The organism is Stenotrophomonas maltophilia, from assembly GCF_003970865.1.
Taxonomy (GTDB): domain Bacteria; phylum Pseudomonadota; class Gammaproteobacteria; order Xanthomonadales; family Xanthomonadaceae; genus Stenotrophomonas; species Stenotrophomonas maltophilia_AR.
This window is the reverse complement of sequence record NZ_RXLZ01000001.1, coordinates 1-24,608: the sequence shown is the minus strand read 5'-3', so window position 1 is coordinate 24,608 and position 24,608 is coordinate 1. Positions and strand designations below refer to the sequence as shown.

General features: G+C 67.8%; 23 protein-coding genes. 8 read left to right on the top strand and 15 right to left on the bottom strand.

From position 1 onward, the window contains the following. Positions 1-11: 11 nt before the first annotated feature. From EKL94_RS00120 to efp, 4 genes are all read right to left on the bottom strand, one after another. Positions 12-707: a phosphoglycolate phosphatase gene (locus EKL94_RS00120; protein ID WP_100438763.1), complete on the bottom strand. Its 696-nt coding sequence runs from the start codon at positions 705-707 to the stop codon at positions 12-14. Further along, on the bottom strand, positions 704-1,420 hold the full coding sequence (ubiG, locus tag EKL94_RS00115; protein ID WP_126927491.1) for a bifunctional 2-polyprenyl-6-hydroxyphenol methylase/3-demethylubiquinol 3-O-methyltransferase UbiG: 717 nt from the start codon (positions 1,418-1,420) through the stop codon (positions 704-706). The genes EKL94_RS00120 and ubiG overlap by 4 nt, the downstream gene beginning before the upstream one ends. A gap of 24 nt (positions 1,421-1,444) precedes the next feature. Beyond that, entirely contained in the window at positions 1,445-2,788 is a 1,344-nt protein-coding gene (locus EKL94_RS00110) for a TRZ/ATZ family hydrolase (protein WP_005410380.1), read from the bottom strand. Positions 2,789-2,991: 203 nt separating this feature from the next. After that, positions 2,992-3,558: an elongation factor P gene (gene efp / locus EKL94_RS00105; protein WP_014037874.1), complete on the bottom strand. Its 567-nt coding sequence runs from the start codon at positions 3,556-3,558 to the stop codon at positions 2,992-2,994. 96 nt (positions 3,559-3,654) lie between these two features. Here efp and epmB point away from each other — a divergent pair, with 96 nt between their 5' ends. Further along, complete coding sequence (gene epmB / locus EKL94_RS00100) at positions 3,655-4,695, top strand: EF-P beta-lysylation protein EpmB (protein WP_126927490.1); 1,041 nt, start codon at positions 3,655-3,657, stop codon at positions 4,693-4,695. A gap of 69 nt (positions 4,696-4,764) precedes the next feature. Here epmB and EKL94_RS00095 read toward each other — a convergent pair whose 3' ends face one another. The 3 genes from EKL94_RS00095 to EKL94_RS00085 all read right to left on the bottom strand — a co-directional run bounded on the left by EKL94_RS00095 (position 4,765) and on the right by EKL94_RS00085 (position 8,637). Continuing rightward, complete coding sequence (locus EKL94_RS00095) at positions 4,765-6,891, bottom strand: putative bifunctional diguanylate cyclase/phosphodiesterase (protein ID WP_126927489.1); 2,127 nt, start codon at positions 6,889-6,891, stop codon at positions 4,765-4,767. Continuing rightward, positions 6,888-7,790 (bottom strand): phosphate/phosphite/phosphonate ABC transporter substrate-binding protein, encoded by a 903-nt coding sequence (locus EKL94_RS00090; protein ID WP_032952775.1) that lies wholly within the window; start codon positions 7,788-7,790, stop codon positions 6,888-6,890. The genes EKL94_RS00095 and EKL94_RS00090 overlap by 4 nt, the downstream gene beginning before the upstream one ends. 76 nt (positions 7,791-7,866) lie before the next feature. Further along, entirely contained in the window at positions 7,867-8,637 is a 771-nt protein-coding gene (locus EKL94_RS00085; RefSeq protein WP_126927488.1) for an RNA methyltransferase, read from the bottom strand. 120 nt (positions 8,638-8,757) lie between these two features. On the opposite strand from EKL94_RS00085, the gene EKL94_RS00080 reads away from it, so the two are divergent. After that, positions 8,758-9,585 (top strand): inositol monophosphatase family protein, encoded by an 828-nt coding sequence (locus tag EKL94_RS00080; RefSeq protein WP_126927487.1) that lies wholly within the window; start codon positions 8,758-8,760, stop codon positions 9,583-9,585. Positions 9,586-9,774: 189 nt separating this feature from the next. Here EKL94_RS00080 and EKL94_RS00075 read toward each other — a convergent pair whose 3' ends face one another. Continuing rightward, positions 9,775-10,047: a hypothetical protein gene (locus EKL94_RS00075; RefSeq protein WP_126927486.1), complete on the bottom strand. Its 273-nt coding sequence runs from the start codon at positions 10,045-10,047 to the stop codon at positions 9,775-9,777. A 191-nt stretch (positions 10,048-10,238) separates the two neighbouring features. After that, the gene (htpX, locus tag EKL94_RS00070; RefSeq protein WP_010486600.1) at positions 10,239-11,105 is read right to left on the bottom strand and encodes a protease HtpX; all 867 of its coding nucleotides are present in this window, start codon (positions 11,103-11,105) and stop codon (positions 10,239-10,241) included. 93 nt (positions 11,106-11,198) lie between these two features. On the opposite strand from htpX, the gene gluQRS reads away from it, so the two are divergent. The 3 genes from gluQRS (at position 11,199) to phaR (ending at position 13,600) form a co-directional block, all read left to right on the top strand. Beyond that, positions 11,199-12,119, top strand: a complete 921-nt coding sequence (gene gluQRS / locus EKL94_RS00065; RefSeq protein WP_126927485.1) for a tRNA glutamyl-Q(34) synthetase GluQRS — start codon at positions 11,199-11,201, stop codon at positions 12,117-12,119. Positions 12,120-12,136: 17 nt separating this feature from the next. After that, complete coding sequence (gene phbB / locus EKL94_RS00060; RefSeq protein ID WP_049437412.1) at positions 12,137-12,877, top strand: acetoacetyl-CoA reductase; 741 nt, start codon at positions 12,137-12,139, stop codon at positions 12,875-12,877. A gap of 183 nt (positions 12,878-13,060) precedes the next feature. Further along, complete coding sequence (gene phaR / locus EKL94_RS00055; RefSeq protein ID WP_032130258.1) at positions 13,061-13,600, top strand: polyhydroxyalkanoate synthesis repressor PhaR; 540 nt, start codon at positions 13,061-13,063, stop codon at positions 13,598-13,600. 74 nt (positions 13,601-13,674) lie between these two features. On the opposite strand, the gene EKL94_RS00050 is transcribed toward phaR, so the two are convergent. The 6 genes from EKL94_RS00050 to EKL94_RS00025 all read right to left on the bottom strand — a co-directional run bounded on the left by EKL94_RS00050 (position 13,675) and on the right by EKL94_RS00025 (position 21,220). Beyond that, positions 13,675-14,628, bottom strand: a complete 954-nt coding sequence (locus EKL94_RS00050) for a TraB/GumN family protein (RefSeq protein WP_126927484.1) — start codon at positions 14,626-14,628, stop codon at positions 13,675-13,677. Between the two features lies 1 nt (position 14,629). Further along, positions 14,630-15,559 carry a DUF1684 domain-containing protein gene (locus EKL94_RS00045; protein ID WP_126927483.1) on the bottom strand — a complete coding sequence of 310 codons (930 nt, stop codon included), beginning with the start codon at positions 15,557-15,559 and terminating at the stop codon, positions 14,630-14,632. An 11-nt stretch (positions 15,560-15,570) separates the two neighbouring features. Continuing rightward, entirely contained in the window at positions 15,571-17,478 is a 1,908-nt protein-coding gene (mutL, locus tag EKL94_RS00040; protein ID WP_126927482.1) for a DNA mismatch repair endonuclease MutL, read from the bottom strand. Positions 17,479-17,599: 121 nt separating this feature from the next. Next, positions 17,600-19,174: an N-acetylmuramoyl-L-alanine amidase gene (locus tag EKL94_RS00035; protein ID WP_126927481.1), complete on the bottom strand. Its 1,575-nt coding sequence runs from the start codon at positions 19,172-19,174 to the stop codon at positions 17,600-17,602. An 82-nt stretch (positions 19,175-19,256) separates the two neighbouring features. Continuing rightward, the gene (gene tsaE, locus EKL94_RS00030; protein WP_012511659.1) at positions 19,257-19,739 is read right to left on the bottom strand and encodes a tRNA (adenosine(37)-N6)-threonylcarbamoyltransferase complex ATPase subunit type 1 TsaE; all 483 of its coding nucleotides are present in this window, start codon (positions 19,737-19,739) and stop codon (positions 19,257-19,259) included. Continuing rightward, positions 19,736-21,220 carry an NAD(P)H-hydrate dehydratase gene (locus EKL94_RS00025; RefSeq protein ID WP_126927480.1) on the bottom strand — a complete coding sequence of 495 codons (1,485 nt, stop codon included), beginning with the start codon at positions 21,218-21,220 and terminating at the stop codon, positions 19,736-19,738. Before EKL94_RS00025 ends, tsaE begins: the two co-directional genes overlap by 4 nt. A gap of 23 nt (positions 21,221-21,243) precedes the next feature. Here EKL94_RS00025 and queG point away from each other — a divergent pair, with 23 nt between their 5' ends. From queG to EKL94_RS00005, 3 genes are all read left to right on the top strand, one after another. Beyond that, on the top strand, positions 21,244-22,314 hold the full coding sequence (queG, locus tag EKL94_RS00020; protein WP_126927479.1) for a tRNA epoxyqueuosine(34) reductase QueG: 1,071 nt from the start codon (positions 21,244-21,246) through the stop codon (positions 22,312-22,314). Positions 22,315-22,358: 44 nt separating this feature from the next. Then, entirely contained in the window at positions 22,359-23,690 is a 1,332-nt protein-coding gene (xseA, locus tag EKL94_RS00015; RefSeq protein ID WP_126927478.1) for an exodeoxyribonuclease VII large subunit, read from the top strand. Positions 23,691-24,151: 461 nt separating this feature from the next. Beyond that, a partial coding sequence (locus EKL94_RS00005; RefSeq protein WP_148105795.1) for a helix-turn-helix domain-containing protein occupies positions 24,152-24,608 on the top strand: 457 nt, incomplete at its 3' end.

The following is a 24,608-nucleotide window of genomic DNA, read 5'->3' as shown; positions in this document are numbered from 1 at the left end:
TACGTGATTCCTTACGGCTGGGCCGGGGCTGCCGGCCGGGTCGGCCAGAGACTGGCCAGTTGCAGAAGTTCGGCGTTCTCGACCAGCACGTCGGCCTGCCAGGCCAGCGGGTCGTCGCTGTGCAGGCGGTAGCCCCACAGGGCTGCCACCGACGGCATGGCCGCGGCACGCGCGGCGATGATGTCGCGCTCGTCGTCACCCACGTACACGCAGTCTTCGGCGGCAACGGCAATCGCCTGCGCGGCGTGCAGCAGCGGCAGCGGGTGCGGCTTGCGTTCGGCCAGGCTGTCACCGCCGACCAGCACCGCGCAGCGCTGCTGCCAGCCATGCTGCGGCAGGATCAGGCGCGCCAGGTACTCGGGTTTGTTGGTGACGATGCCCCACACCGTACCGGCCTCATCCAGCGCGGCGAGCATGCCGGCCACGCCATCGAACAGCACCGCGTGCTGGCCGATCAACGCTTCATAGCGCTGCAGGAATTCGGGGATCAGTGCATCGCGCGCGGCGGCATCCAGGTCCGGGAAGGCGGCGCCCACCATCGCACGCGAGCCCTTGGAGACCACCGGTCGCAGCTGCGCCGGATCAACCGGTGCGCGTCCACGCTCGGCCAGCATCGCATCGCACGTAGCGACGAAGTCCGGCGCGCTGTCCAGCAGGGTGCCGTCCAGATCGAACAGCACCGCGCGCGGGAAGCGGGCAGAGGTCATGCCGGCTTGACCGCGTAGGCGAGGTAGTTGATGTCGGTGCGGCTGCTCAGGCGGGCATGGTTGCGCCACGGCTCGTAAGCCATGCCACTGACATCCACCAGCTGCACATCGGCCTCGCGCAGCCAGCGAGCCAGCTCGGCCGGCTTGATGAATTCCTGGTAGTGGTGCGTGCCCTTGGGCAGCAGCCGCGCCACGTACTCGGCGCCGACAATCGCCACCGCGAACGCGGCAGCGGTGCGGTTGATGGTCGACAGGAACAGGTGACCGCCCGGCTTCAGCAGGCGCTTGCAGGCCTCGATGATCGCGCCTGGGTCCGGCACGTGCTCCAGCATTTCCATGCAGGTCACCACATCGAAGCTGCCCGGCTGCTCGGCGGCCAGATCCTCGGCGGCCTGCACCCGGTATTCGACCTTCGCACCGCTTTCCAGCGCATGCAGGCGCGCGACCTTGACCAGCTCAGGGGCCAGGTCGATGGCGGTGACGTCGGCACCGGCCTGGGCCAGCGCTTCGCTCAACAGGCCGCCACCGCAACCGATGTCGAGTACGCGTGCGCCGCGCAGCGGCACGCGGTCGGCCACGTACTTCAGGCGCACCGGATTCAGTGCGTGCAGCGGCTTCTGCGGGCCGTCAGCGTCCCACCAGCGGTTGGCCAGCGCGGCGAACTTGTCCAGCTCGGCCTGATCGAAATTGGAGGAAGCGTGGGGGGCAGTCATGAGGGGTCCTTGCGGCGCCAGGGATCAGGCGCGGATATGACGGATGCGCTCGCGCCACTGGCGCGCGTTGGCGATGATGCCCGGCAGGTCCATGCCGACCAGCTCGCGCTGCACCAGCTTCGGCTTGCCGGCGATCCAGACGTCGCTGACCTGCTGGCGGCCGGTGGCGTACACCAGCTGCGACAGCACGTTGTGCAGCGGCTGGGTTTCCAGTGCGGACAGGTCGACGCAGACCAGGTCGGCCTGCTTGCCGACTTCGATCGAACCGATGCGCTCGCCGAAGCCCAGCGCGCGGGCACCGCCCAGCGTGGACGCGCGCAGCGTGGTCGCAGCGTCCAGCGCGGTGGCATCATCGGCCACGGCCTTGGCCAGGATCGCCGCGGTGCGGTTCTCGCTGAACATGTCCAGGTCGTTGTTGCTGGCGCAGCCGTCGGTGCCGATCGCCAGGTTCACGCCAGCACGCTGCAGGGCGCAGGCCGGGCAGAAACCGGAGGCGAGCTTCAGGTTCGATTCCGGGCAATGCACCACGCTGACGCCACGCTCGGCGCACAGGTGGATTTCCGCATCGGTCAGCTGGGTCATGTGCACCGCAATCAGGCGGTCGTTGACCAGGCCGAGGCGATCCAGCCGCGCCAGCGGGCGCTGGCCATGCAGCTTGATCGAATCGTTGATTTCCTGCGCGGTCTCGTGGGTGTGCAGGTGCACCTGCATGTCGAGCTGGTCGGACAGCATCCGCACCCGCTCGAAGTTGGCATCGTTGACCGTATACGGCGCGTGCGGCGCGAACGCGGTGCCGATCAGCGGATCGGTGCGCCACTGGTCATGCAGTTCACCCGCCTTGGCGAAGTACTCGTCGTCGGTCTTGGCCCAGGCGGTGGGAAAATCGATGATGACCGCGCCGACCAGCGCGCGGAAACCGTGCTTCTTGTAGACCGCGGCCTGCACGTCGCCGAAGAAGTAGTTCTCGTTGGCGCAGGTGGTACCGCCGCGCAGCATCTCGGCGATGGCCAGGGTGGTGCCGTCGGCCACGAATTCCGGCCCGATCACCGCCGCTTCCACCGGCCAGATGTGCTGCTGCAACCAGGTCATCAGCGGCAGGTCGTCGGCGACGCCGCGCAGCAGGGTCATCGGGTTGTGCGTGTGTGCGTTGACCAGGCCCGGCATCAGCGCGGCCTCGGGACGGCTGACCACCTGGGTGGCGCGGAACCGTGCGCGGGCCTCGGCACGCGGCAGGATGGCCACGATCTCGCTGCCACGCACGGCAACGGCATGGTCTTCCAGCACCACCGCATGCGGCTCGATCGGAACAACGTAACCGGCTTCGATGAGCAGGTCGCAGGCTTCGGGGAGGTGCGGGCTATCGCTCATGCGGGCTCACTTGGCTGTGGGGGCGGCGAGATACTTCTGGGGGGACACGCCCCTGAGTCAGGGGCTGCCGCGAAGCGGCGGGGTCTGGAGACCCGTGAAGCGGGGCCCATGATCTGCCGAAGCAGATCATGGGAGCGCCAGCGCGAATGCGATGGCGCGTACCCGGCCAGCGGCCGGCACTACCGTAATCCGGCTGCGCCGGATTACTTGACGCGTGCGGAGTATTCGCCCGAACGGGTGTCGACGCGGATCACTTCTTCCTGGTTCACGAACAGCGGCACGCGGACCACGGCGCCGGTTTCCAGGGTGGCCGGCTTGCCGCCGCCGCCCGAGGTATCGCCACGGACGCCCGGATCGGTTTCGGTGATCTTCAGTTCGACGAAGTTCGGCGGCTGCACGAAGATCGGCTCACCGTTCCACAGGGTGACCACGCAGGACTCTTCGCCCTTCAGCCACTTCTCTGCGCCGCCCATGCCGGCCTTGGTGGCCTGGACCTGCTCGAAGGATTCCGGGTCCATGAAGTGCCAGTACTCGCCGTCGCTGTACATGAAGTTCATGTCGGTATCGACGACGTCAGCTGCATCCAGCGAGTCGGTCGACTTCATGGTGACTTCCTGGGTACGGCCGTCCTTGATCAGGCGGTACTTCACGCGGGTGAAGGCCTGGCCCTTGCCCGGCTTGACGTATTCGGTGTCGATGATGACGGCCGGTTGGTTGTTGACCAGGATCTTCATCCCGTTCTTGACGTCGTTCATGCCGTAGCTGGCCATGCGTAAACTCCTGAGTGGCAAAAACGCCGCGGGTGCGGCGAGCCGTTAGAATGGAAAGCCCACCGGATGCCGGTGGGCGACTGTTTTTCTGCCCCCATGATAACCGCAGGCCCCCTCTCCATGCAGCTTTCCGCCTTCCCACGGCCCCAGTCGCCAGGTGCGCCCGCGCGCTGGCAGCAGCTCTGGCGCCAGGCGCTGCGCGACCCGCACGCGCTGCTGGCCCGGCTGCAGCTGGACCCGGCCGCGCTGGGCGTCTCGGAGGCGGCCATGGCCCAGTTCGCGCTGCGCGTTCCGGAAGGCTTCGTGGCCCGCATGCGCCCTGGCGATGCCGCCGACCCGCTGCTGCGCCAGGTGCTGCCGATCGACGCGGAAATGCGCCCGGCGCCCGGGTTCAGCTTCGATGCGGTGGGCGATGGTGCCGCCAGGAAGGCCACCGGCGTCATCCAGAAGTACCGCGGCCGTGCCCTGCTGGTCGCCACCGGCAGCTGCGCGATCAACTGCCGCTACTGCTTCCGCCGCCACTTCGACTATGGCGCGGAGAACGCCGCCAAGGGGGGCTGGCAGGAGGCCGTAGCCGCCATCGCCGCCGACCCGGACATCGACGAGGTGATCCTGTCTGGCGGTGACCCGCTGTCACTGGCCACGCACAAGCTGGCCGAGCTGACCGACGCCCTGCGCCAGATACCGCACATCCGCCGCCTGCGCATCCATACCCGGCTGCCGATCGTGCTGCCGGAGCGCGTGGACGATGAACTGGTCTCCTGGCTGGGCAGCCTGCCGTGGCCGCTGGCGATCGTGGTCCACGCCAACCATGCCAATGAATTCGATGCCAGCGTGGACGCGGCGATGGCCCGCCTGCGCGGCATCGGCGCCCAGCTGCTGAACCAGGCGGTGTTGCTGCGCGGGGTCAACGACAGCGTGCAGGCCCTGCAGGATCTGAGCGAGCGCAGCTTCGCCGCCGGCGTGCTGCCCTATTACCTGCACCAGCTGGACAAGGTCGAGGGCGTGGCCCACTTCGAAGTGGACGATGCCCAGGCCAAGGCGCTGATTGCCAGCCTGACCGCGCGCCTGTCCGGTTACCTGATCCCGAAGCTGGTGCGCGAACTGCCCGGCGACCCGAGCAAGCGCCCGGTGTAACAGTAGATCCACGCCATGCGTGGATGATTCGGCCAGGAACGCCCATGCACGCATGGCATGGATCTACCTTCAGACGCCCGATTCGATCATCCGAACCACTTCGGTGGCGGTCACCGGATGGCTCAGCCAATAGCCCTGGCCAAGGTCGCAGCCGCGCTGGGCCAGCAGCTCGAACTGTGCCTGCTGCTCGATGCCTTCGGCCACCACGGTGATGCCCAGCGCGTGGGCCATGGCGATGATCGCCGTGGTCAGCGCCAGGTCATCAGGATCACGCTGCATGTCGGCCACGAAGCTCTTGTCGATCTTCACGCCGTCCACGGGCACCTGACGCAGATGACTGAGCCCGGAGAAGCCGGTCCCGAAATCATCCAGCCAGACCTTCACGCCGGTGCGGTGCAGCTTGTCCAGCAGCTGCGCGGCAACCATCTCGTCGCCGATCACGGCGGTTTCGGTCAGCTCCAGGTGCAGGCGCGAGGCCGGCAGCCCGGACTCGTGCAGGCACTGCGCAACCAGCGCCGGCAGTTCACCGCCGCGCAACTGCCGTGGCGACACGTTCACCGACACGAACAGGTCGTCCCCAGCCGCCCCGCGCCGCCACTGCGAGGCTTCCATGCAGGCCGCACGCAGCACCTTCGGGCCGATGATCTCGATCAGGCCACTCTGCTCGGCCACTTCGATGAACACCGAGGGCGGGATCGTGCCCAGGGTCGGATGCTGCCAGCGCAGCAGCACTTCGACGCCGACCATGCGGCGGTCGCGCATGCGGAAGATCGGCTGGTAGGCCAGGCGCAGTTCGCCGCGCTCCCAGGCACCGCGCAGCTCCTGTTCCATATGCACGCGACGCTCGACCGCATGGTCCATCGCCCGGCTGTAATAGCGATAGCAGTTCTTGCCGGCCATCTTCGCCTGGTACATGGCGATGTCGCCGTTCTTCAACAGGGTGGTCGCATCGGCCGCATCGTCGGGGAACAGGGTCACGCCGATCGAGGTACCCAGGAACAGCTCCCTGCCCTGCACCACCAGCGGCTTGCCCAGCTCGCGCACCAGCACTTCGGCCAGCAGCCGCGCGTTGGCGGCCACATCACCGTCGCCCACCAGGATCACGAACTCGTCGCCGCCGAAGCGCGCCAGCAAGGCCTCATCGCCACCGGCCTCGGTGACCGCGCGACCGATACGCTGGGCGAACTGCAGCAATGCCTCGTCGCCGGCTTCATGGCCAAGGGTGTCATTGACCCGCTTGAAGTCGTCGATATCGGCGAACAGCAGCCCCAACCGGTGATTGGCGGCACGGGCAGCCATCAACCGATGATCAAGCGCCTCGCGGAATGCCAGCCGGTTGGTCAGCCCGGTCAACGCGTCGGTGTAGGCCATGCGCCGCACTTCGCGGTCATGGCGGGCGATCGCATCACGCATCCGTGCGAAACCGCGGACCAGTTCGCCGACCTCGTCGTCGCGGGTGTTCTCGGCCAGGGGCGTCTGGTAGTCACCGGCCTCGATGCGACGGGCGGCGACGGCAAGATCACGGATCGGCGCGACCAGGGTGCGCTGCACGTACAGGATCACCACCACACCGATCACCACCAGCAGGCCCAGCATCAGCAGCAGCCAGCCCAGGTGACGGCTGCCGACCTGCTGCAGGCGCTCGCCCAGGGTGGCGTTGGCCGCCTGCTCGCGCTGCTGCACCTCATCCAGCGCCATGCCGACCCGGACGCCGCCAATGCGCTGGTTGCCGATCATGATCGGCATGGTGTTGTCGAGCACCTTCGGCGATTCCTGCACGACCAGCATCTGCGCGGCCGCGGCCTTGGGTGCCAGTGGATCGGCCATCGGCTGGCCGAATCCGGACACCTCGACCGAGCCATCGTGTACCAGCCGGCCGCGCTCGTCGAACACCAGTACATAGCGCACCACGGGTTGGCGCGCGGTACTGCGCACCAGTACGCCCACCTGGTCCAGATCACGGTAGTACAACGGGTTGGCCAGGGCGTCGGACAGCTCACGCGCCATCGCCTCGCCGCGACTGCGCACGCTGCGGTCGAACAATTCATGGATGACGCCGCCGCTGAGGTTGCGCACCTCGCCCTGCATCGCCGTCTGCCGCCCCAACAACACCGCAAGGATCGCGATCACCACGACCATCGCCCCGCCCATCGCGAGCAGGAACCGGGCCTGCATCCCCGAGCCAAGCCACTTCATTCCACTTCCATCCGCACGCGCGTCAATCCTTGTTTCAATTCATCCAACCGCTGCTGCGCATGCGCATCGACGCGGTGGAACCCGGAAGTGCCAAAAAACCGATGCAACGCCCCCTGTGCCTGCGGGTCGCTGGCTGCCTGCAGCAGCACTTCCTGCAGGCGATCGCGCACGCGTGGATCAAGGTCGGCGCGGACCATCTCCACCGCACGCGGGTAGGGTTCGGTGCGCAGCAGTTCGCGGAAGTCGCGCCGGAACGCTGCCGGCATCCGCCGCTCGTCATTCCAGTCCACGCTGCTCACCGCTCCCACGTCAACCACGCCCTTGTGCACGAACGTCGCGATGTTCAGCTCGCTGCGTGCAAATACGTAACCCACACTGTCCCGGCCCGGCATGTCCCATGCACCGGCCAGGATCTGGGGCGACAGGCCCTCCTGCAGCAACGTCATCACCGGCACCAGATAGGCACTGGTGGACGCCGTGTTCTGCAGGGCCAGGCGATGGCCCCGCAGATCCTGTACGCGCTGGATCGGGCTGTCGCGGCGCACGAAGAACACCGTCTGGTAATCACGCACGCCGTTGCGCTCGGTCAGCAGCAGTGGACGGGCGCCACTGCGCTGGCCCAGCGCCACCGCCGTACCCGAGGTTTCCGTGACCCAGTCGACCCTGCCCCGCCGCAGGTAGCTGGCCATCTGCTGCGGGTCGCGTGCCATCAGGATCCTCCCCTCCTTGATGCCAACGTCGTGCATGCGCGCCACCACGTAGTCCAGCAAGGGCTGCAGCTGCTCGTAGTGGGCCTTGGGATCATCGCTGATCCGGCCCAGCACCAGCACCGGGTCCGGTGCTGCACGCACCGTCCCGGCCAGCAGGACCATGGCCAGGCTCAGCAGTCCCCCCTGCATTGCCTTTCGCAGACCCGACACAGGCTTCATCCCCCCTGGGTATCCAGACAGACTACCCGAAAAAATGAGAACGTCGTCAGCTGTCCTTGCCGCCTGCCTGGGCCAGTCGCGCCATGCGCTGGGTGTCGGCGAGGATGCCGCGCAGCAGGCGCACTTCCTGCTCGCTCGGCTCGCTGCGCAGGAACAGGCGGCGCAGCTTGCGCATCGCCGACTCGGGGGCGCGGCCCTTGTGGAAATCGATCTCGTCCAGCGTGTCACCCAGCTGGGCGAAGAAGCTCTCCATCTGCTCGTGGTTGGCCGCCTGTTCGCGGAAGCCGGGCTCGGCATCGGTGGCCGGCTGCGCGCCCAGCAGCTGCATGCGCGTTTCATAGGCCAGCACCTGCACCGCGGCTGCCAGGTTGAGCGAGCTGAACTCCGGATCGGACGGGATGTGCACCGCCGCATGGCAGAGCTGCAGTTCCTCGTTGGTCAGGCCGGTGCGCTCACGGCCGAACACCAGCGCCACCTCGGCACCCTCCCCGGCCTTGGCCACCGCGCGGGCAGCGGCATCGGCCGGCAGGTACTCCTCCAGCTGGACGCGGCGGGCACGGGCGGTGCAGCCCAGCACCAGGCGGCAGTCAGCCACGGCCTCGGCCAGGGTGGCCACCACCGGGGCGTCCCCCAGCACGTCTTCGGCACCGGCCGAGCGGCGGAAGGCCTCCTCGTCCAGCGGCTTTTCGGGGGCGACCAGTACCAGGCGGGCCAGGCCCATGGTCTTCAGGGCACGGGCGGCGGCCCCCATGTTGCCGGGGTGCTGGGTACCGACCAGGACGAATCGGAGACGGGTGGCGGCAGGAAACTGGGACATGAACAGGGAAAAGGTCGAGCTGGACGATGACCAATGGTAAACTGTGCGGCCGGCCACTGCGCCGGACCCGCTCTTTTCCCCCGCCAGTCCTTCTCTTCTGCCTTTCCGGGAGCCCACGCCATGCAGAAACCCGCCGTAACCGTCATGGTCAAGGCCGCCCGCCTCGCCGGCAACGTCCTGTTGCGCAACATCAACAAGCTCGAGGCACTGAACGTGGTGCAGAAGGGCCGGATGGACTACGCCAGCGAAGTGGATGCGGACGCGGAAAAGGTCATCGTCAAGGAGCTCAAGCGCGCCTACCCGGAATACGGCATCTTCGGTGAAGAAGGTGGCGTGCAGGGCGAGCGCCGCCAGATGTGGGTCATCGACCCGCTGGACGGCACCAGCAACTACCTGCGCGGCGTGCCGCACTACTGCGTGTCGATCGCCCTGGTCGAGAACGGCGAGCCGACCGATGCGGTCATCTTCGACCCGCTGCGCAATGAACTGTTCACCGCCAGCCGTGGCGCCGGCGCCGTGCTGAACGACCGCCGCATCCGCGTGGCCGACCGCAAGGATCTGGAAGGCACGATGATCCACACCGGCTTCGCCCCGCGCGAGCGCAACCGTGCCAGCGCCCAGCTGAAGGCGGTGGACGCCCTGCTGGTGCACGGCGAGGACATCCGCCGCACCGGCTCGGCGGCACTGGACCTGGCCTACGTGGCCTGCGGCCGCGCCGACGCCTACTTCGAAGCCGGCGTGAAGGCATGGGACATCGCTGCCGGCCTGCTGCTGGTCCGCGAGGCCGGCGGCAAGGTCTGCGACTTCAAGGGCGCGACCCTGGGCCGCATGGACAACCGCGGTCCGGACACCCACCAAATCGTGGCCGGCAACCTGAAGGTGGCCGAGTCGCTGCAGAAGGTGCTGGTGAACACTGGCTACGCGGCGGAGTTCGACGCGAAGTTCTGAGGTTCCGTGTAAAGCGGCTCATGGAGACGGCACCTGCGAAGGTGCCGTTTTCGTTTGCGCGCACGGAGAGTCATTTCCGCGACCGCGGAGGGGTGTCACTTTCTTTGTGCGCAAAGAAAGTAACCAAAGAAATGCTCCGCCAGCCGCGAGCCGTCGCTGCGCGCCGGTGCCCTGCGATGCTCGGCTCGCTCAAGGCGGACCCAAGGTCAAATGCCACAGCTGCACCCAGTAGATCCACGCCATGCGTGGATGCTGTTGCCCTTGATCTTGATTTTCCAGTCCGCCTTCAAGCGAGCCGAGCACCGCAGGTCCGGCGAGGGCGAAGAGGTGCGGGTGTTTGAGCGCAGCGAGTTCCCGCACCGTCCCTCGACGGACCGAGGAGCGCAGGGTACCGATGCGCAGCATCGGCTCGCGCCCTGGCGGCGTGTTTCTTTGGTTACTTTCTTGATGGCGCACATCCATGTGCGCCACCCTACGGGCCGGCTACGCCGTTCCACGCTGCTCCTGCAGCGCGGTGCACGAGCAAAGAAAGTGACACCCCTCCGCGGTCGCGGAATTGATCCCCGGGCATCGCCCGACGCACCGATGCGTGTGCGCAAACAAAACGCCCGGCGCGGGGCCGGGCGTTCCTGCACTACCGTGGAAGCGGAGGCTTACGCCACCGTAGACGCCCGCAGCGCGGCGATGCGCTCTTCCAGCGGCGGGTGGCTCATGAACAGCTTCTTCGCGGTCGAACCGGCAATACCGAAGGCCGCGATCTGGGTCGGCAGCGTGCTCTGGCCGTGGTTGAGCTGCAGGCGCTCCAGCGCGGCGATCATCTTCTGGCGGCCGGCCAGCGAGGCACCGCCGGCGTCGGCGCGGAACTCGCGGTGACGCGAGAACCACATCGAGATCATCGTGGCGAACAGGCCGAACACCATCTCCAGCACGAACACGATGATGTAGTAGGCGAAGCCGCGGCCGCCGCCTTCGCGGTTGCCCGACAGCGCGCTGTCGATGATGCCGCCAACCACGCGGGCCAGCACGATCACGAAGGTGTTCAGCACGCCCTGCAGCAGCGCCATGGTGATCATGTCACCGTTGGCGACGTGGGCGATTTCGTGGCCCAGCACCGCTTCGGCTTCGTCTTCACTCATGTTGTGCAGCAGGCCGGTGGACACCGCCACCAGCGCGTTGTTGCGGTTGGCGCCGGTGGCGAAGGCATTGATCTCCGGGCCTTCGTACACGGCCACTTCGGGCATGCCGATGCCGGCCGCCTTGGCCTGGCGCTCGACGGTGGCCAGCAGCCAGCGCTCGGTCTGGTTGCGCGGCTCGGTGATCACCACCGCACCGGTGGAGCGCTTGGCCATCCACTTGGACAGCAGCAGCGAGATGAGGGAGCCACCAAAACCAAAGATCGCGGCCATGACCAGCAGGCCGCTCATCTGGTTCGAATTGACCCCCAGCAACGACATCACGATGCTGGCGAGGATCAGGACCGCGAAGTTGGTCGCCAGGAACAGGGCAATGCGGGTAAACATGGGAAAATCCGGCTCGGAAGGGGTCGATACCGGTCAATTTGCGGTGTGGTCAGCTTGAATTCAAGCGCCAACCTGACCGACGATTCAGCCAGCATGACCTCCCCCATTCCCTGCGGCCGCTTCGCCCCTTCGCCGACCGGCCTGCTCCACCCCGGATCCCTGCTCGCCGCATTCGGCAGCTGGCTGCTCGCCCGCCATCACGGCGGCCTGTGGCGGCTGCGTGTCGAAGACGTCGACCCGCCGCGCACCGTGCCCGGTGCAGCGGATTCGCAACTCCAGGCGCTGTCCGCGTTCGGCCTGGCCCACGATGGCCCGGTGCTCTGGCAGAGCACGCGCGGCGAGGCCTACCAGGCCGCGCTGGATGTACTGCTCGCCAGCGACCAGGCCTTTGTCTGCCACTGCAGCCGCAGCGACCTTGCCGCCAGCGGCGGCATCCATCATCGCTGTGTCGCCCGGCAACCACGACCGGACCCGGCCGTCCGCTTCCGCGTACCGCCCGGCAGCGTCGTGCAGTTCGACGATGGACTGCGCGGCCCGCAGCAGCAGGACGTGCATGCCGAGGTCGGCGACTTCGTGCTGCGCCGCGCCGATGGCTGCTGGGCCTACCAGCTGGCGGTGGTGGTCGATGACGCTGCGCAGGGCGTGACCGAAGTGGTGCGCGGCGCCGATCTGCTCGACTCCACCGCGCGGCAGATCCTGCTGCAGCAGGCATTGGGACTGGCGGTGCCGCGCTACTGGCACCTGCCGCTGCTGCTCGATGCCCCGGGCCACAAGCTGTCCAAGTCGCTGGCGGCGTTGCCGGTGGACAGTTCGCACCCGCTGCCCGTGCTGCGCCAGCTCTGGCAGCTGCTCGGCCAGGCACCTGAGGCGCTGGAACCTGCGCACGATCTGGATACGCTGCTGGCGGCCGCTCAGCAGGCCTTCGACCCGGCGCGGCTGCCGCGTAGCGACATCCTGTTGCCAGCCGGCGCACTTTCCGCGCCGATGTTGCAGAATCACCCTTCCCCCACCTGATACCCGGACAGCACTCCATGACATCTCGCGTCGCACTGGTCACCGGCGGAACCGGCGGCATCGGTACCGCCATCTGCCAACGCCTGGCCGACCAGGGCCACCGGGTCGCCACCAACTACCGCGACGAGGCCAAGGCCCGCGCCTGGCAGCAGGCGATGACCGAACGCGGCTACAGCGTGTCGATCTTCCCGGGCGATGTCTCCGATCCAGGCAGCGCCGAAGCGCTGGTGCGCGCCGTCGAGGCCGAGCTGGGCCCGGTCGAGATCCTGGTCAACAACGCCGGCATCACCCGCGACACCACGTTCCATCGCATGCGCGCAGACCAGTGGCACGATGTGATCAACACCAACCTCAATTCGGTGTTCAACGTCACCCGCCCGGTCATCGAGGGCATGCGCCGGCGCGGCTGGGGCCGGGTCATCCAGATCAGCTCGATCAACGGCCTGAAGGGCCAGTACGGCCAGGCCAACTACGCGGCGGCCAAGGCCGGCATGCACGGCTTCACCATCTCGCTGGCGCGCGAGAACGCCGGCTTCGGCATCACCGTCAACACCATTTCGCCCGGCTACGTCGCCACCGACATGGTGATGGCGGTGCCGGAGGAAGTGCGCGCCAAGATCATCGCCGACATCCCCACCGGACGCCTGGGCAAGCCGGAGGAAATCGCCTACGGCGTCTCGTTCCTGGTCGCCGACGAAGCCTCGTGGATCACCGGTAGCAACCTGGACATCAACGGCGGCCACCATATGGGTTGGTAAGCCGCGCAGCGGGCCCTCGCGACGAACGCCGCCGGCCCCTGCCAAGAGTCATGCTGCGCAGCACGCAAACCCTTGTTGCGCAACATGATCACTGCTGAAAGCCAAGCCTGGCGGGGGCTGAGGCGGTTGCAACGGCTGCTGCACTGCGCCATGCTGCGCGTCTACTGTGACGAGTACCGCTTCATGGCTGCGACCCGCATCATCAAGAAGTATCCGAACCGCCGTCTCTACGACACCGAGATCTCCAGCTACATCACCATCGAGGACGTGCGACAGCTGATCCTGGACGGTGAAGACTTCGAAGTCCGCGACGCCAAGAGCGGCGACGACCTCACTCGATCGGTCCTGCTGCAGATCATCGCCGACCAGGAACAGGACGGCGAACCGATGCTGTCCACCCAGCTGCTGAGCCAGCTGATCCGCTTCTACGGCGATTCCCTGCAGGGCTTCATGGGCAATTACCTGGAGCGCAGCATGCAGGTCTTCCTCGACCAGCAGCAGCAGTTCCGCCAGCAGATGGGCAACCTGCTGGGCCAGACCCCGTGGGCAATGATGAACCAGCTGACCGAGCGCAACCTGGAGCTGTGGCAGGAATTCCAGCGCAACATGGGCACTGGCTTCGGTGGCCCGCGCCCGGGCGGCACCGGAACGGGAACCGGCGCAGGCACCGGCAACAAGCCGAACGAACCGGGCACCGGCACCGGCGGCAAGACCCGCCGCTGAGCTGCGGCAACGGCTGACACGAAAACGGCGCGCCCCTGGCGCGCCGTTTTGTTTGGCATCGCGCCAACGATACGTCAGCGTTTCGCCTTGCACCCCGTGCATACGCGCTCGACCTTGTAACCCTTCGCCTTCAGCTTCTCTACCACGCCGTCGTTGCCCAGCAGGTGCAGCGTGCCCACCACCACCAGCGTGCCGCCCTGCCCGGCCTGCAGGTACGGCAGCAGCTTCGGCACCCATGCGTCATTGCGGCCGGTATTGATGCGCTGGTAAAGCTGCGGATACTGCTGGCGCATTTCCGCCGCCATCCGGGTCCACAGCAGGCGCTCGTCACCCCGGCGCCAGGCATCATGCAGCTGGCGTGCCTGTTCGTCGGCCTTGCCGGCCTGGTCCAGCGCTTCGGCCAGCATCTGCCGCTGTTCCTGCAGCGTCATTCCGTCGAGCATGCCGATCTGGGTGTCGATGTCTTCCAGTCCCGCGGTCTTGCGCCCGGTCTTCTGCGCACGCTCCATGAAGTGACGGTCCAGGCCCAGTGCCGGGTCCAGGCCCAGCTTCTGCATCTGCCCGACCGAAATGCTCAGACCGACAAACCACGGCTTCATGCCCTGCATCTGCGCCAGCGGCAGCTTGTTCTCGGTGGCGAACACCTGCAGCTTCTGCCAGGTCGCAGCATCCAGATCACGCTTGAGTTCGCTGCCATCGGTGCGGACCGCTGCCTGCACCATGCGGCTGGCCAGCTGCGGCGACTGCATGTCTTCCGGCGACAGTTCGAACACGACCCGCTGCGAGGCCTCGAACGCCTGTTCGACATCGGGCGACAACGGGTAGTCCTGTGGCTTCAGCAGGTGGAAGGAACCGAGCAGGTAGAGGCGCGAGTCGCCCGGGCCGGTCACTTTCCACAGCAACGGTACCGGCGGCTTGGCCGCCGCTGCGCCAGCGGTGTCGGCTTGCACGGTACGCGCTGCACCCATCGGTGCCAGCGCACAGGCCGCCAACAGGACAGCGGCACGCAACAGGGATCTGATCGGCATCTCAGCCTTCTCCTTCAGGCAGGTGGTAAGCCTTCTCGCCCGCTTCCACGCGCAGGTCCAGCCGGTTTTCCGGCGGCGCCAGCGGGCAGGTCGCGTAGGCGGTGAACGCACACGGCGGGTTGTAGGCATGGTTGAAATCGATGCGCACCGTGCCATCGGCTGCCGGCGCATCGGTGTCCAGGTAACGCCCGGCAGGATAGCTGCCGCGGCCACTGGTGCGATCGGCAAAGATCAGGAACAGCGGCTGCCCCGGCGCACCGATCGCCTCCAGCCGCCAGTTGCGGCCATCGCGCTGGAACTCGACCGCGCCGGCATTGGGCATTTCGGTGGTCAGGCCGGTGATGTCGACGATGGGCAGGGTTTTGCCCGGCGGATGTGCGACAAAGCGCGCCTGCACCTGCCAGTCCGGGCCTCCCGACCAGTACTCCAGGCCGCCGAAATCACGGCGTGCCGGCGCATCGGCATGCTTGACCCGCAGCGCATCGCGCGGACCGCGGCGGATGATGCTGAGCTGGCCTTTGCCACCGTCGAAGGCCAGCAGCGTCGGCTGCGGATCCTTGTCGGTGTCGACGCGGATGCGGCCGCGCACCGGCTGCCCGTCATGGCTGACGTCCACACCGGCCTCGGGTGTGAACCACCATTGGCTGCCTTCGCGGCGCAGCAGGCCCAGCTTGTCCGGCCCAACCGCCAGGCGGATGCCATTGGTCGCGCCGCTGCCGACGAAGTGCGATTTGTTCTGCAGCCAGTGCAGGCCAACCAGCGCGGTCCAGCCATCGGGCCGGGTCAGGTCCTGGTAGCGTGCTACCCGCCACTGCTGCTGCGTGGCCGCGTAGGCCGGATCTTCAGTAACCGTCGGCGCCGGCGGTGTCGCCGGACTGCAGGCGGCCAACACCAAAGCGGCCAGCAGGCCGCCCATTCCCCGATAACGCATCGATGCTCCCCTCAACGTCCGCGCAGGAACCAGCGGTCGATCTCCGCCAGCGAAAAACGGGCCCAGGTCGGCCGGCCGTGGTTGCACTGGCCCGACCGCTCGGTGATTTCCATGTCGCGCAGCAGCGCGTTCATTTCCGGCACGGTCAGGCGCCGGTTGGCGCGCACCGCGCCATGGCAGGCCATGGTCGACAGCAGTTCATCGCGCGCACTCGCCACGCGACGGCTCTGGCCATGCTCGCGCAGGTCGGTCAGCACGTCGCGCAGCAGGCCTTCCGGTTCGGCATGCGCCAGCAGCGCCGGAATGCTGCGCACGTGCAGCGCACCGGGGCCGGCACGGGTCACTTCGAAGCCGAGTGCGGCCAGGGTTTCACTTTCACTCTCGGCGGTGTCGGCTTCGCGCTCGCCCACTGCGAGCGTGATCGGCACCAGCAGCGGCTGCGACTGCAGGCCGATGCCGTCGTGAGCATTCTTCAGCCGCTCGTAGCCGATGCGCTCGTGCGCCGCGTGCATGTCGACCACGATCAGGCCTTCAGCATTCTCGGCCAGGATGTAGATGCCGTGCAGCTGCGCGATCGCGTAGCCCAGCGGCGGTACGCCGGCGTCGGCACTGGTCACCGGCAGTCCGTTCTCGATCGGCATCGGCGGCAGCGCAGCACCGCGTTCGGCGCCGGCCGGTGCGGCATACAGCGCGGCATAGGCAGCCGGTGCATCGGCCACCTGCAATCCCAGCGGTTGCTGCGGGCGCCAGCCCGAGAATCCACCACCGCCACCACTCGAACCGGCACCCGGTGCGGCACCGCGGACCAGACCGAATCCGGAGGCACCCGCACTGGAGACCATCGGTGCCGAACCTGCATCCGCCGGATGCGCGGAGCCGGCACCGATGTCCTGCGCCGACATGCCGGCGCGGGTATCGGCCAGCGCATCCTTCAGCGTGCGGTAGACGAAATCGTGCACCAGCCGCGAATCACGGAAGCGGACCTCGTGCTTGGCCGGGTGCACGTTGACATCAACGCGGGTCGGGTCGAGCTCGAGGAACAGCACATAGGCCGGCTGGCGGCCGTGGTACAGCACATCGCCGTAAGCCATCTTCACCGCATGGGCGACGCTGCGGTCGCGCACCGAACGGCCGTTGACGTACAGGTACTGCTGGTCGGCGCTGGCGCGCGAATAATGCGGCTGCGCGATCCAGCCGTGCAGGCGCAGGCCGGCACCACTGTGGTCGACACGCACGGCCTGGTTGGCGAAATCCTCGCCCAGCGTTTCGGCCAATCGCGCATCGGAATACAGATCGCCCGGCTTGTAGCGGCGCGACGCCTTGCCGTTGTGCGAGACGCGCAGTTCGACATCCGGCCGCGCCAGCGCCAGCGAACGCAGCCACTCTTCGATATGGCCCAGCTCGGTGCGCTCGGCGCGCAGGAACTTGCGCCGCGCCGGTACGTTGTAGAACAGCTCGCGCACTTCCACCGTGGTGCCCGGCGCATGCGCGCGCGGCATCACTTCGCCGATCTTGCCGCCTTCGATCTGCAGCGCCGAACCGTGTTCATCATGTGCGCGACGCGAGGACAGGGTGAAACGGCTGACCGAGGCGATCGACGGCAATGCTTCGCCACGGAAACCGAGCGTGGCCACCGATTCGAGGTCGTCCAGATCGGCGATCTTGCTGGTGGCGTGGCGCGAGACCGCTAGCGGCAGTTGTTCCGGTGCGATGCCACTGCCGTTGTCACGGATGCGGATCAGGCGTACACCGCCCTCTTCAAGATCGATATCAACGCGGCTGGCACCGGCATCGATCGCGTTCTCGACCAGCTCCTTGACCACCGATGCGGGACGTTCGACCACTTCGCCGGCAGCGATCTGGTTGATGAGGATCTCCGGCAACGGCCGGATCGGGCGCGGATGGGTAGCAGACGTCATGCGGGGATGATAACGGAGCGGCCGAGGGTAGAGTCGAGCGATGCTCGACTGACGGGCTACCGGCAAGGCCCAGTCGAGCGCGGGTCGACTCTACAGAAAGCAGTAACCCGCCTTCGGCGGGTTACTTACTGCCGCCGGCCATGGTGCCGGCTGCGTCGATCTCGGCCTGGGCGCGGGCGGCATACAGCGTCCCCGGCGGCGGCTGGCGGCTGAAGAAGGTATGTACACCGTCCAGCACGGCTCCGGCGATCTTGCGCTGGTAGGCCGGGTCGATCAGGCGGCGCTCTTCATCCGGATTGGAGATGAACGCGGTTTCCACCAGCATCGCCGGCATGTCCGAAGTACGCAGCACCGCGAAGTTGGCGCGCTCGATGTTCGGCTTGTGGTTGTTGCCGATCCGCTTCAGGCCGCCCAGCACATGACCGGCCGCGTCCTCGGACGCCTTCATGTAGCCGCTCTGGGCCAGGTCCAGCAGCACGTTGGCAAGCGTGCCTTCGGTCTGCTGCAGGCGCACGCCACCCACCAGGTCGGCCGCGTTTTCCTTGTCCGCCAGCCAGCGGGCGCGCTGCGAAGAGGCGCCCTTGGTCGACAGCACGTATACCGACGAACCGGTGGCCGAACGGTTTTCGGCCGCGTCGGCATGGATCGAAATGAAGATGTCAGCCTTGTTCGCACGCGCCTTCTGCGCACGCATCGGCAGCGGGATGAACACGTCGCTGTCGCGGGTCAGGTAGGCCTTCAGGCCCGGCGTCGCATTGACCTGGCGCGCCAGTTCACGCGCCACGGCCAGGGTCACATCCTTCTCGCGCTTGCCGGTCGGGCCGATCGCGCCCGGATCCTGGCCGCCATGGCCCGGATCGATGGCCACCACCAGATGGCGCATGCCGGCCTGCATGCGGATGCGCGACGCATCGCTGGGCATGGCCGGACGCGGTGGCACCACCGTGGTTGGAACCGGTGCAGGTGCGGGCACCGTGGCCGGCGGCGTGGTCACCACCGCTGCGGTGCGCTGCCCAGCAAGGATCGCGGCCGGCGAGGAAGAAGGCGAACTGCTGGCCACGGTACCGGCCGCCGCAACCTGGGCCGGTGCAGTGGACGGCGCCGGGGTGGGCGTGGCCGGCGCGGCGGCAGTGGCACTGGCCTGCTGGCGAACCTGGGCAGTCAGCAGCGCAGTGGCACGCGCGGCATCGGAACGCGACTGCGCGCTCTCCGCCGGCGTCGGCGCCGGTGCAGGCGTGCTGACCGGTGCCTGCGGCTGCACCGCCGGCGTCGCTGCCGGACGGCTGGCGGCCACAGCCGGGCCATCGCCCGGCCATTCGATCACCAGCTTGGATTCATTGCCCTCGCGCTGCATCTGCGGGCGGAACGGCGCCACCGATTCAGCGAGGTCGAAAACGACACGGAAGGTACCCGGCACCGGCTGTCCGGTACGCACCGCCGTGACCACGCCCTGCGCAGCCGGCATCTTCAGGTTGCGTATGGCGCTGGAGTCCGGGAAGTCGACCACCAGACGGTTCGGACCGGCCAGAGAAAGCGTCTTGTAGCCGCCACTGCCGACCAGCGAGATCTCGGCACGGGTGCCGGTGGCGCCGGTATTCAGCAGGACCTGGCGGACTTCACCGGCCCACGCACTGACGCTCGCCAGACCCAGTCCGACGGCGGCACAGATAGCGATGAGACGGTTCCCCGGGCGCATGGCTCAGGATTCAATCACCGCGCTGAACGGAATGCAACACCTTTTTCCTTAATAATCCGTAACCTGCCGGTCTTTGTTCTCGTCAGCCGACAGAAATGGCCTGCAAGTCGCCCCCTTGGGGAAGCCGTTTCAGCCATTCATGTCCGACGTCGCTGGCTCCAGTGAGACGCACGCGACGCCCCTGCCCCTCGATCTCCAGCGCCACCACCAGGTCGGTCGGCGGCAGCGCGCCAGCGCCGCGTTCCGGCCATTCCACCAGCCACAACACCGCGCTGCCCTCGTCCAGGCCCAGGAAATCAAGTTCGCCGGCCTGGCCGATCCGGTACAGGTCCAGATGCCAGGCCTCGCCACCGCTGGCCAGCGGATAGCGCTCGACCAGGGTGTAGGTCGGGCTGCGGATCGCCCCCTGCACGCCCAGTGCGCGCAGCAGCGCGCGTGCGGTGGTGGATTTGCCGGCGCCCAGGTCACCGCGCAGTTCGACCAGCGCCTGCGGCGGCCGGGTGGCCGCCAGCCATTGCCCGAGCAGTTCGGTGGCATCGCTGTCGGCAAGGAAGAAATCGATCATGGAGAGAGTTCCGGGTTGGCCAGTCGCCGCAACGGCGACAGCAGATCAGTAGGAAGCAGGCCGCGCGCGCCATCGCCGGCAGCGACATCGCCCGCGAGCCCATGCAGCAGCGCACCGGCCGCAGCGGCATCGAACGCGGCCAGGCCCTGCGCGCGCAGGCTGGCGATGATGCCGGTGAGCAGGTCGCCCATGCCACCCACGGCCATGCCGGGGTTGCCTGCGGCAATCAGCCGTGGCCGCTGCCCGGGCGCTGCGACGATGCTGCCGGCCCCCTTCAGCACCACCACGGCGTGGAAACGCTTGGCCAGTGCCTGCGCGCAGGCGTAGCGGCTGGCCTGGATGTCAGCGGTGCTGCAGCCGAGCAGGCGTGCGGCCTCGCCCGGATGCGGCGTAAGGATGGCGTCGGGCAGCGCGCGCGGATCCTGCGCCAGCAGATTCAGGGCATCGGCATCGACCACCAGTGGCCTGGCGCTGGCCAGCACCCGCGCGAACAGTGCGCGCGCCCATTCGTCCTGGCCCAGACCGGGGCCGATCGCCACCACCTTGGCCTTGTCCAGCAGCGCCGGCAGCACATCGCCATCTTCCAGTGCATGGGTCATCGCCTCGGGCAACCGAGCCAGCAACGGGCCAACGTGATCGCGGCGGGTGCCCAGGCTCAGCAGTCCCGCGCCCGCACGCAAAGCGGCCTCGGCCGCCATGGCGATGGCACCGCCGCTGCCATGATTGCCGCCGACGCACAGCACGTGCCCGGATTCGCCCTTGTGGGTATTGGCGCGGCGCGGCGGCAGCAGGGCTGGCAGGCGCACCTGGGTCCAGTGCTCTGCGGCGGGTGACACGCCCTGCCATGCGGCCGTGGGTAGCTGCAGCGGCGCCAACGCCTTCCGCCCGCAATGATCCAGCGCATCGCCGGTATACAACCCGCGATGCGGCACGATGAACTGCAGGGTCAAAGCGGCCTTCACGGCCACGCCCGGTACGGCACCACGATCGGCATCGACGCCACTGGGAACGTCCAGCGCCAGAACCGGTGCCGTCTGCGCGTTGAGGGCGGCAATCAGCGCCTGCGCCACGCCTTCCGGCGCGCGATCGAAGCCCAGACCGAACAGGGCATCGACCCAGATATCGGCCTCGGGCAGCGCGCCGTCGAAATCGGTGATGGTGCCGCCGTCGGACGTGAATTCCGATGCTGCACGCTGTGCCAGCACGGTTGACGGCGACTTCCCCGGCAAGGCGATCACCATCACCTCGCGCCCGGCCTGCAGCGCGTGACGGGCCAGCACATGGCCATCGCCGCCGTTGTTGCCCGCACCGACCACCACGCCGATCCGCTGTGCCTGCGGCCAATGCTGCAGCAGGCACTGCCAGGCGGCCTGGCCGGCCTGCGCCATCAGGCCCCAACCGCCCTCGGCGGCCAGCGCCGAGGCCTGCGCATCAAGCGCACGCGCGGCAGCGGAATCGAACAGATCGGCAAGGTTGGCCATGCGGGGATTTTATACTGGTGCACATGTCCCCCGTCCCCGCCCCTGTCGATCCGGCCCAGGCCGTACAGCGCATCCGCGAACTGGCCCGTGCGCATGGCTTCCAGCGCTGCGGCATCGCCGGCATCGAGCTGGGCGAGGATGAGGCGCACCTGGCCGACTGGCTGGGCCAGGGCCTGTACGGCACGATGGACTGGATGGCGCGCCACGGCACCCTGCGCGCGCGCCCGGCCGAGCTGCTGCCCGGCACCGTACGGGTGATCTCGGTGGGCATGGACTACAGCCACAAGGACGACACCGAAGCCTGGGCAACCCTGGCCGACCCCGGCCGCGCCTACGTGGCCCGTTACGCCTTGGGCCGCGACTACCACAAGCTGATGCGCAACCGCCTGCAGAAGCTGGCCACGCAGATCAACGATGAAGTGGCACCGCTGGGTTACCGCGTGTTCGTCGATTCGGCCCCCGTTCTGGAACGCGCACTGGCGCGTAACGCCGGGCTCGGCTGGATCGGCAAGCACACCTGCCTGATCGACCGCCATGGTGGCTCCTGGTTCTTCATCGGCGAGATCTACATCGATATCCCGCTGCCGATCGATGCACCTGCCACGGCACACTGCGGCACCTGCACGCGCTGCATCGATGTCTGCCCGACCCAGGCCATCACCGGCCCGCAGCGGCTGGACGCGCGGCGCTGTATTTCCTACCTGACCATCGAGCACGACGGTGCCATCCCCGAAGACATGCGGCCGTTGATCGGCAACCGCATCTACGGCTGTGACGACTGCCAGCTGGTCTGCCCCTGGAACAAGTTCGCCAAGCGTACCGACGAAGCCGATTTCCGCGCGCGCAACAACCTCGATACCGCGCGGCTGGACCAGCTGTTCGCCTGGGATGAAGCCGAGTTCCTGCGCCGTACCGAAGGCAGCCCGATCCGGCGTAGTGGCCATGAGCGCTGGCTGCGCAACATCGCCGTGGCACTGGGCAATGCACCGTCCTCGGCCGAAGCGCTGGCCGCGTTGCATACCCGCGTCGATGATCCCTCGCCGCTGGTGCGTGAACACGTGCAGTGGGCGCTGGGCCAGCACACGGTGCGCTGACGTGCGATCCTGAGCCCCCGTTCCGCCCGCAGCACGCCGTTCCCATGCAGCCACGCAACAACGACATCCTCACCCCCAGCCAGCTCAACACCCTGGCCCGCGACCTGCTGGAAGGCAGCTTCCCGGCGATCTGGGTCGAGGCCGAACTGGGCAGCGTGGCGCGTCCTTCTTCCGGGCACCTGTATTTCACCCTGAAGGACGCACGTGCGCAGCTGCGCGCGGCGATGTTCCGGATGAAGGCGCAGTACCTGAAGTTCGTGCCGCGCGAAGGCATGCGCGTGCTGGTGCGCGGCAAGGTGACGCTGTACGACGCCCGTGGCGAGTACCAGATGGTGCTGGACCACATGGAGGAAGCCGGCGAAGGCGCACTGCGCCGCTCCTTCGAGGAGCTGAAGGCACGCCTGGAGGCCGAGGGCCTGTTCGACCCGGCACGCAAGCGGCCGTTGCCGGCGCACGTGCAGCGCCTGGCGGTGATCACCTCGCCCACCGGCGCCGCCGTGCGCGACGTGCTGAGCGTGCTCGGCCGCCGCTTCCCGCTGCTGGAAGTGGACCTGCTGCCGACCCTGGTGCAGGGCAGCAGCGCCGCTGCACAGATCACCCGCCTGCTGCAGGCCGCCGATGCCAGTGGCCGCTACGACGTGATCCTGCTGACCCGCGGCGGCGGCTCGCTGGAAGACCTGTGGGCGTTCAACGACGAAGCACTGGCCCGCGCGATCGCCGCCAGCCGCACCCCGGTGGTGTCGGCGGTGGGCCACGAAACCGACTTCAGCCTCAGCGATTTCGCCGCCGACCTGCGCGCACCGACGCCGTCGGTGGCGGCCGAGCTGCTGGTGCCGGACCAGCGCGAACTGGCCCTACGCCTGCGCCGCACGGCGGCGCGCATGGTGCAGCTGCAACGGCATGCGATGCAGCAGGCGATGCAGCGCGCCGACCGCGCCCTGCTGCGCCTGAACGCACAGAGCCCGCAGGCGCGGCTGGACCTGCTGCGCCGCCGCCAACTCGATCTGGGCCGGCGCCTGCATGCCGCCTTCAACCAGCAGCAGGAACGCCGTGCCGCGCGCCTGCGTCATGCTGCGGCGATCCTGCGCGGACACCATCCGCAGCGCCAGCTCGACGCGATGCAGCGCCGACTGGCCGCCCTGCGCGGGCGTCCACAGGCTGCAATGCAGCGCCTGCTGGAACGCGATGCGCTGCGCCTGCACGGGCTGGCGCGTTCGTTGGAGGCGGTCAGCCCACTGGCCACAGTGGCCCGTGGCTACAGCATCCTGACCCGCAGCGACGATGGCACGCTGGTACGGAAGGTCGACCAGGTGCAGCCCGGTGACGCCCTGCAGGCCCGCGTTGGCGACGGCGTGATTGACGTGCAGGTCAAATAAAGGAGGGTTCGGCAGGGCTGCGCCCTGCACCCACAGAGGCTTCAAGCCAAGGCAACGTCAACGTCAAAAGCAGGCATTCCGTGAGATGGCGGGGCGATGTCGGAGTGCGGGGACGCCGCAAGTACGTCCTTGTAGGCTTGGCAGCCGCATCCATGCGGCTGACACCCCGCACTCCGACACCGCCCCACCTCTGACAGATTCCGGTGGCTGTTGGTAGGTGTCGACCTTGGTCGACACGGTAGATCCACGCATGTGTGGATGAATCTCCATCGGAATCGAATATTTCGAATCGAGATCGAAAAGCATCCACGCATGGCGTGGATCTACTGCAGGTCGCAGAAATCTGTCGAAGGCGGGGTGGGTCCGGTTGCGGGAGTGTCCGCGGCATGGATGCCGCGGCCAAGCCCCCAGGGTGAAGTGACCCCCGGGAGTTGGACGCCAGATCCAACCCCGAGGGATACATGAACAGATACGACGCGCGTTTCAAACTGCAGGTCGCCAAAGAGGCCTGCAAGACCTCCACATCGGTCAAAGCCATTGCCCGTCGCCATGGCCTGGAGTTCTCCACGGTCAGGCGCTGGGTGGCGACCTATCGGCTGCATGGTTGGCGGGGGTTTCATCGCCAGGCCCGGTCCTATGATCTCGCGTTCAAGCTGGCCGTCCTGGAGAAGATGAGCCAGGACGGCATGTCCGCGCGGGAGGCCACCACCTACTTCCAGATTGGTGATGCCGGCGCGGTGGGGCAGTGGCGGCGCCTGTATGCTCAGGGCGGTGCCCAAGCGTTGGCGCCGCCCCCGCAGCCGCCCCAAAAGCCGATGAAAAAGAGCCGTTCGTCCAAGCCGCCTGAGGATATGAGCCGCGATGAGCTGCTCAGGGAAGTCGCCTATCTGCGCGCGGAGACCGACTACCTAAAAAAAC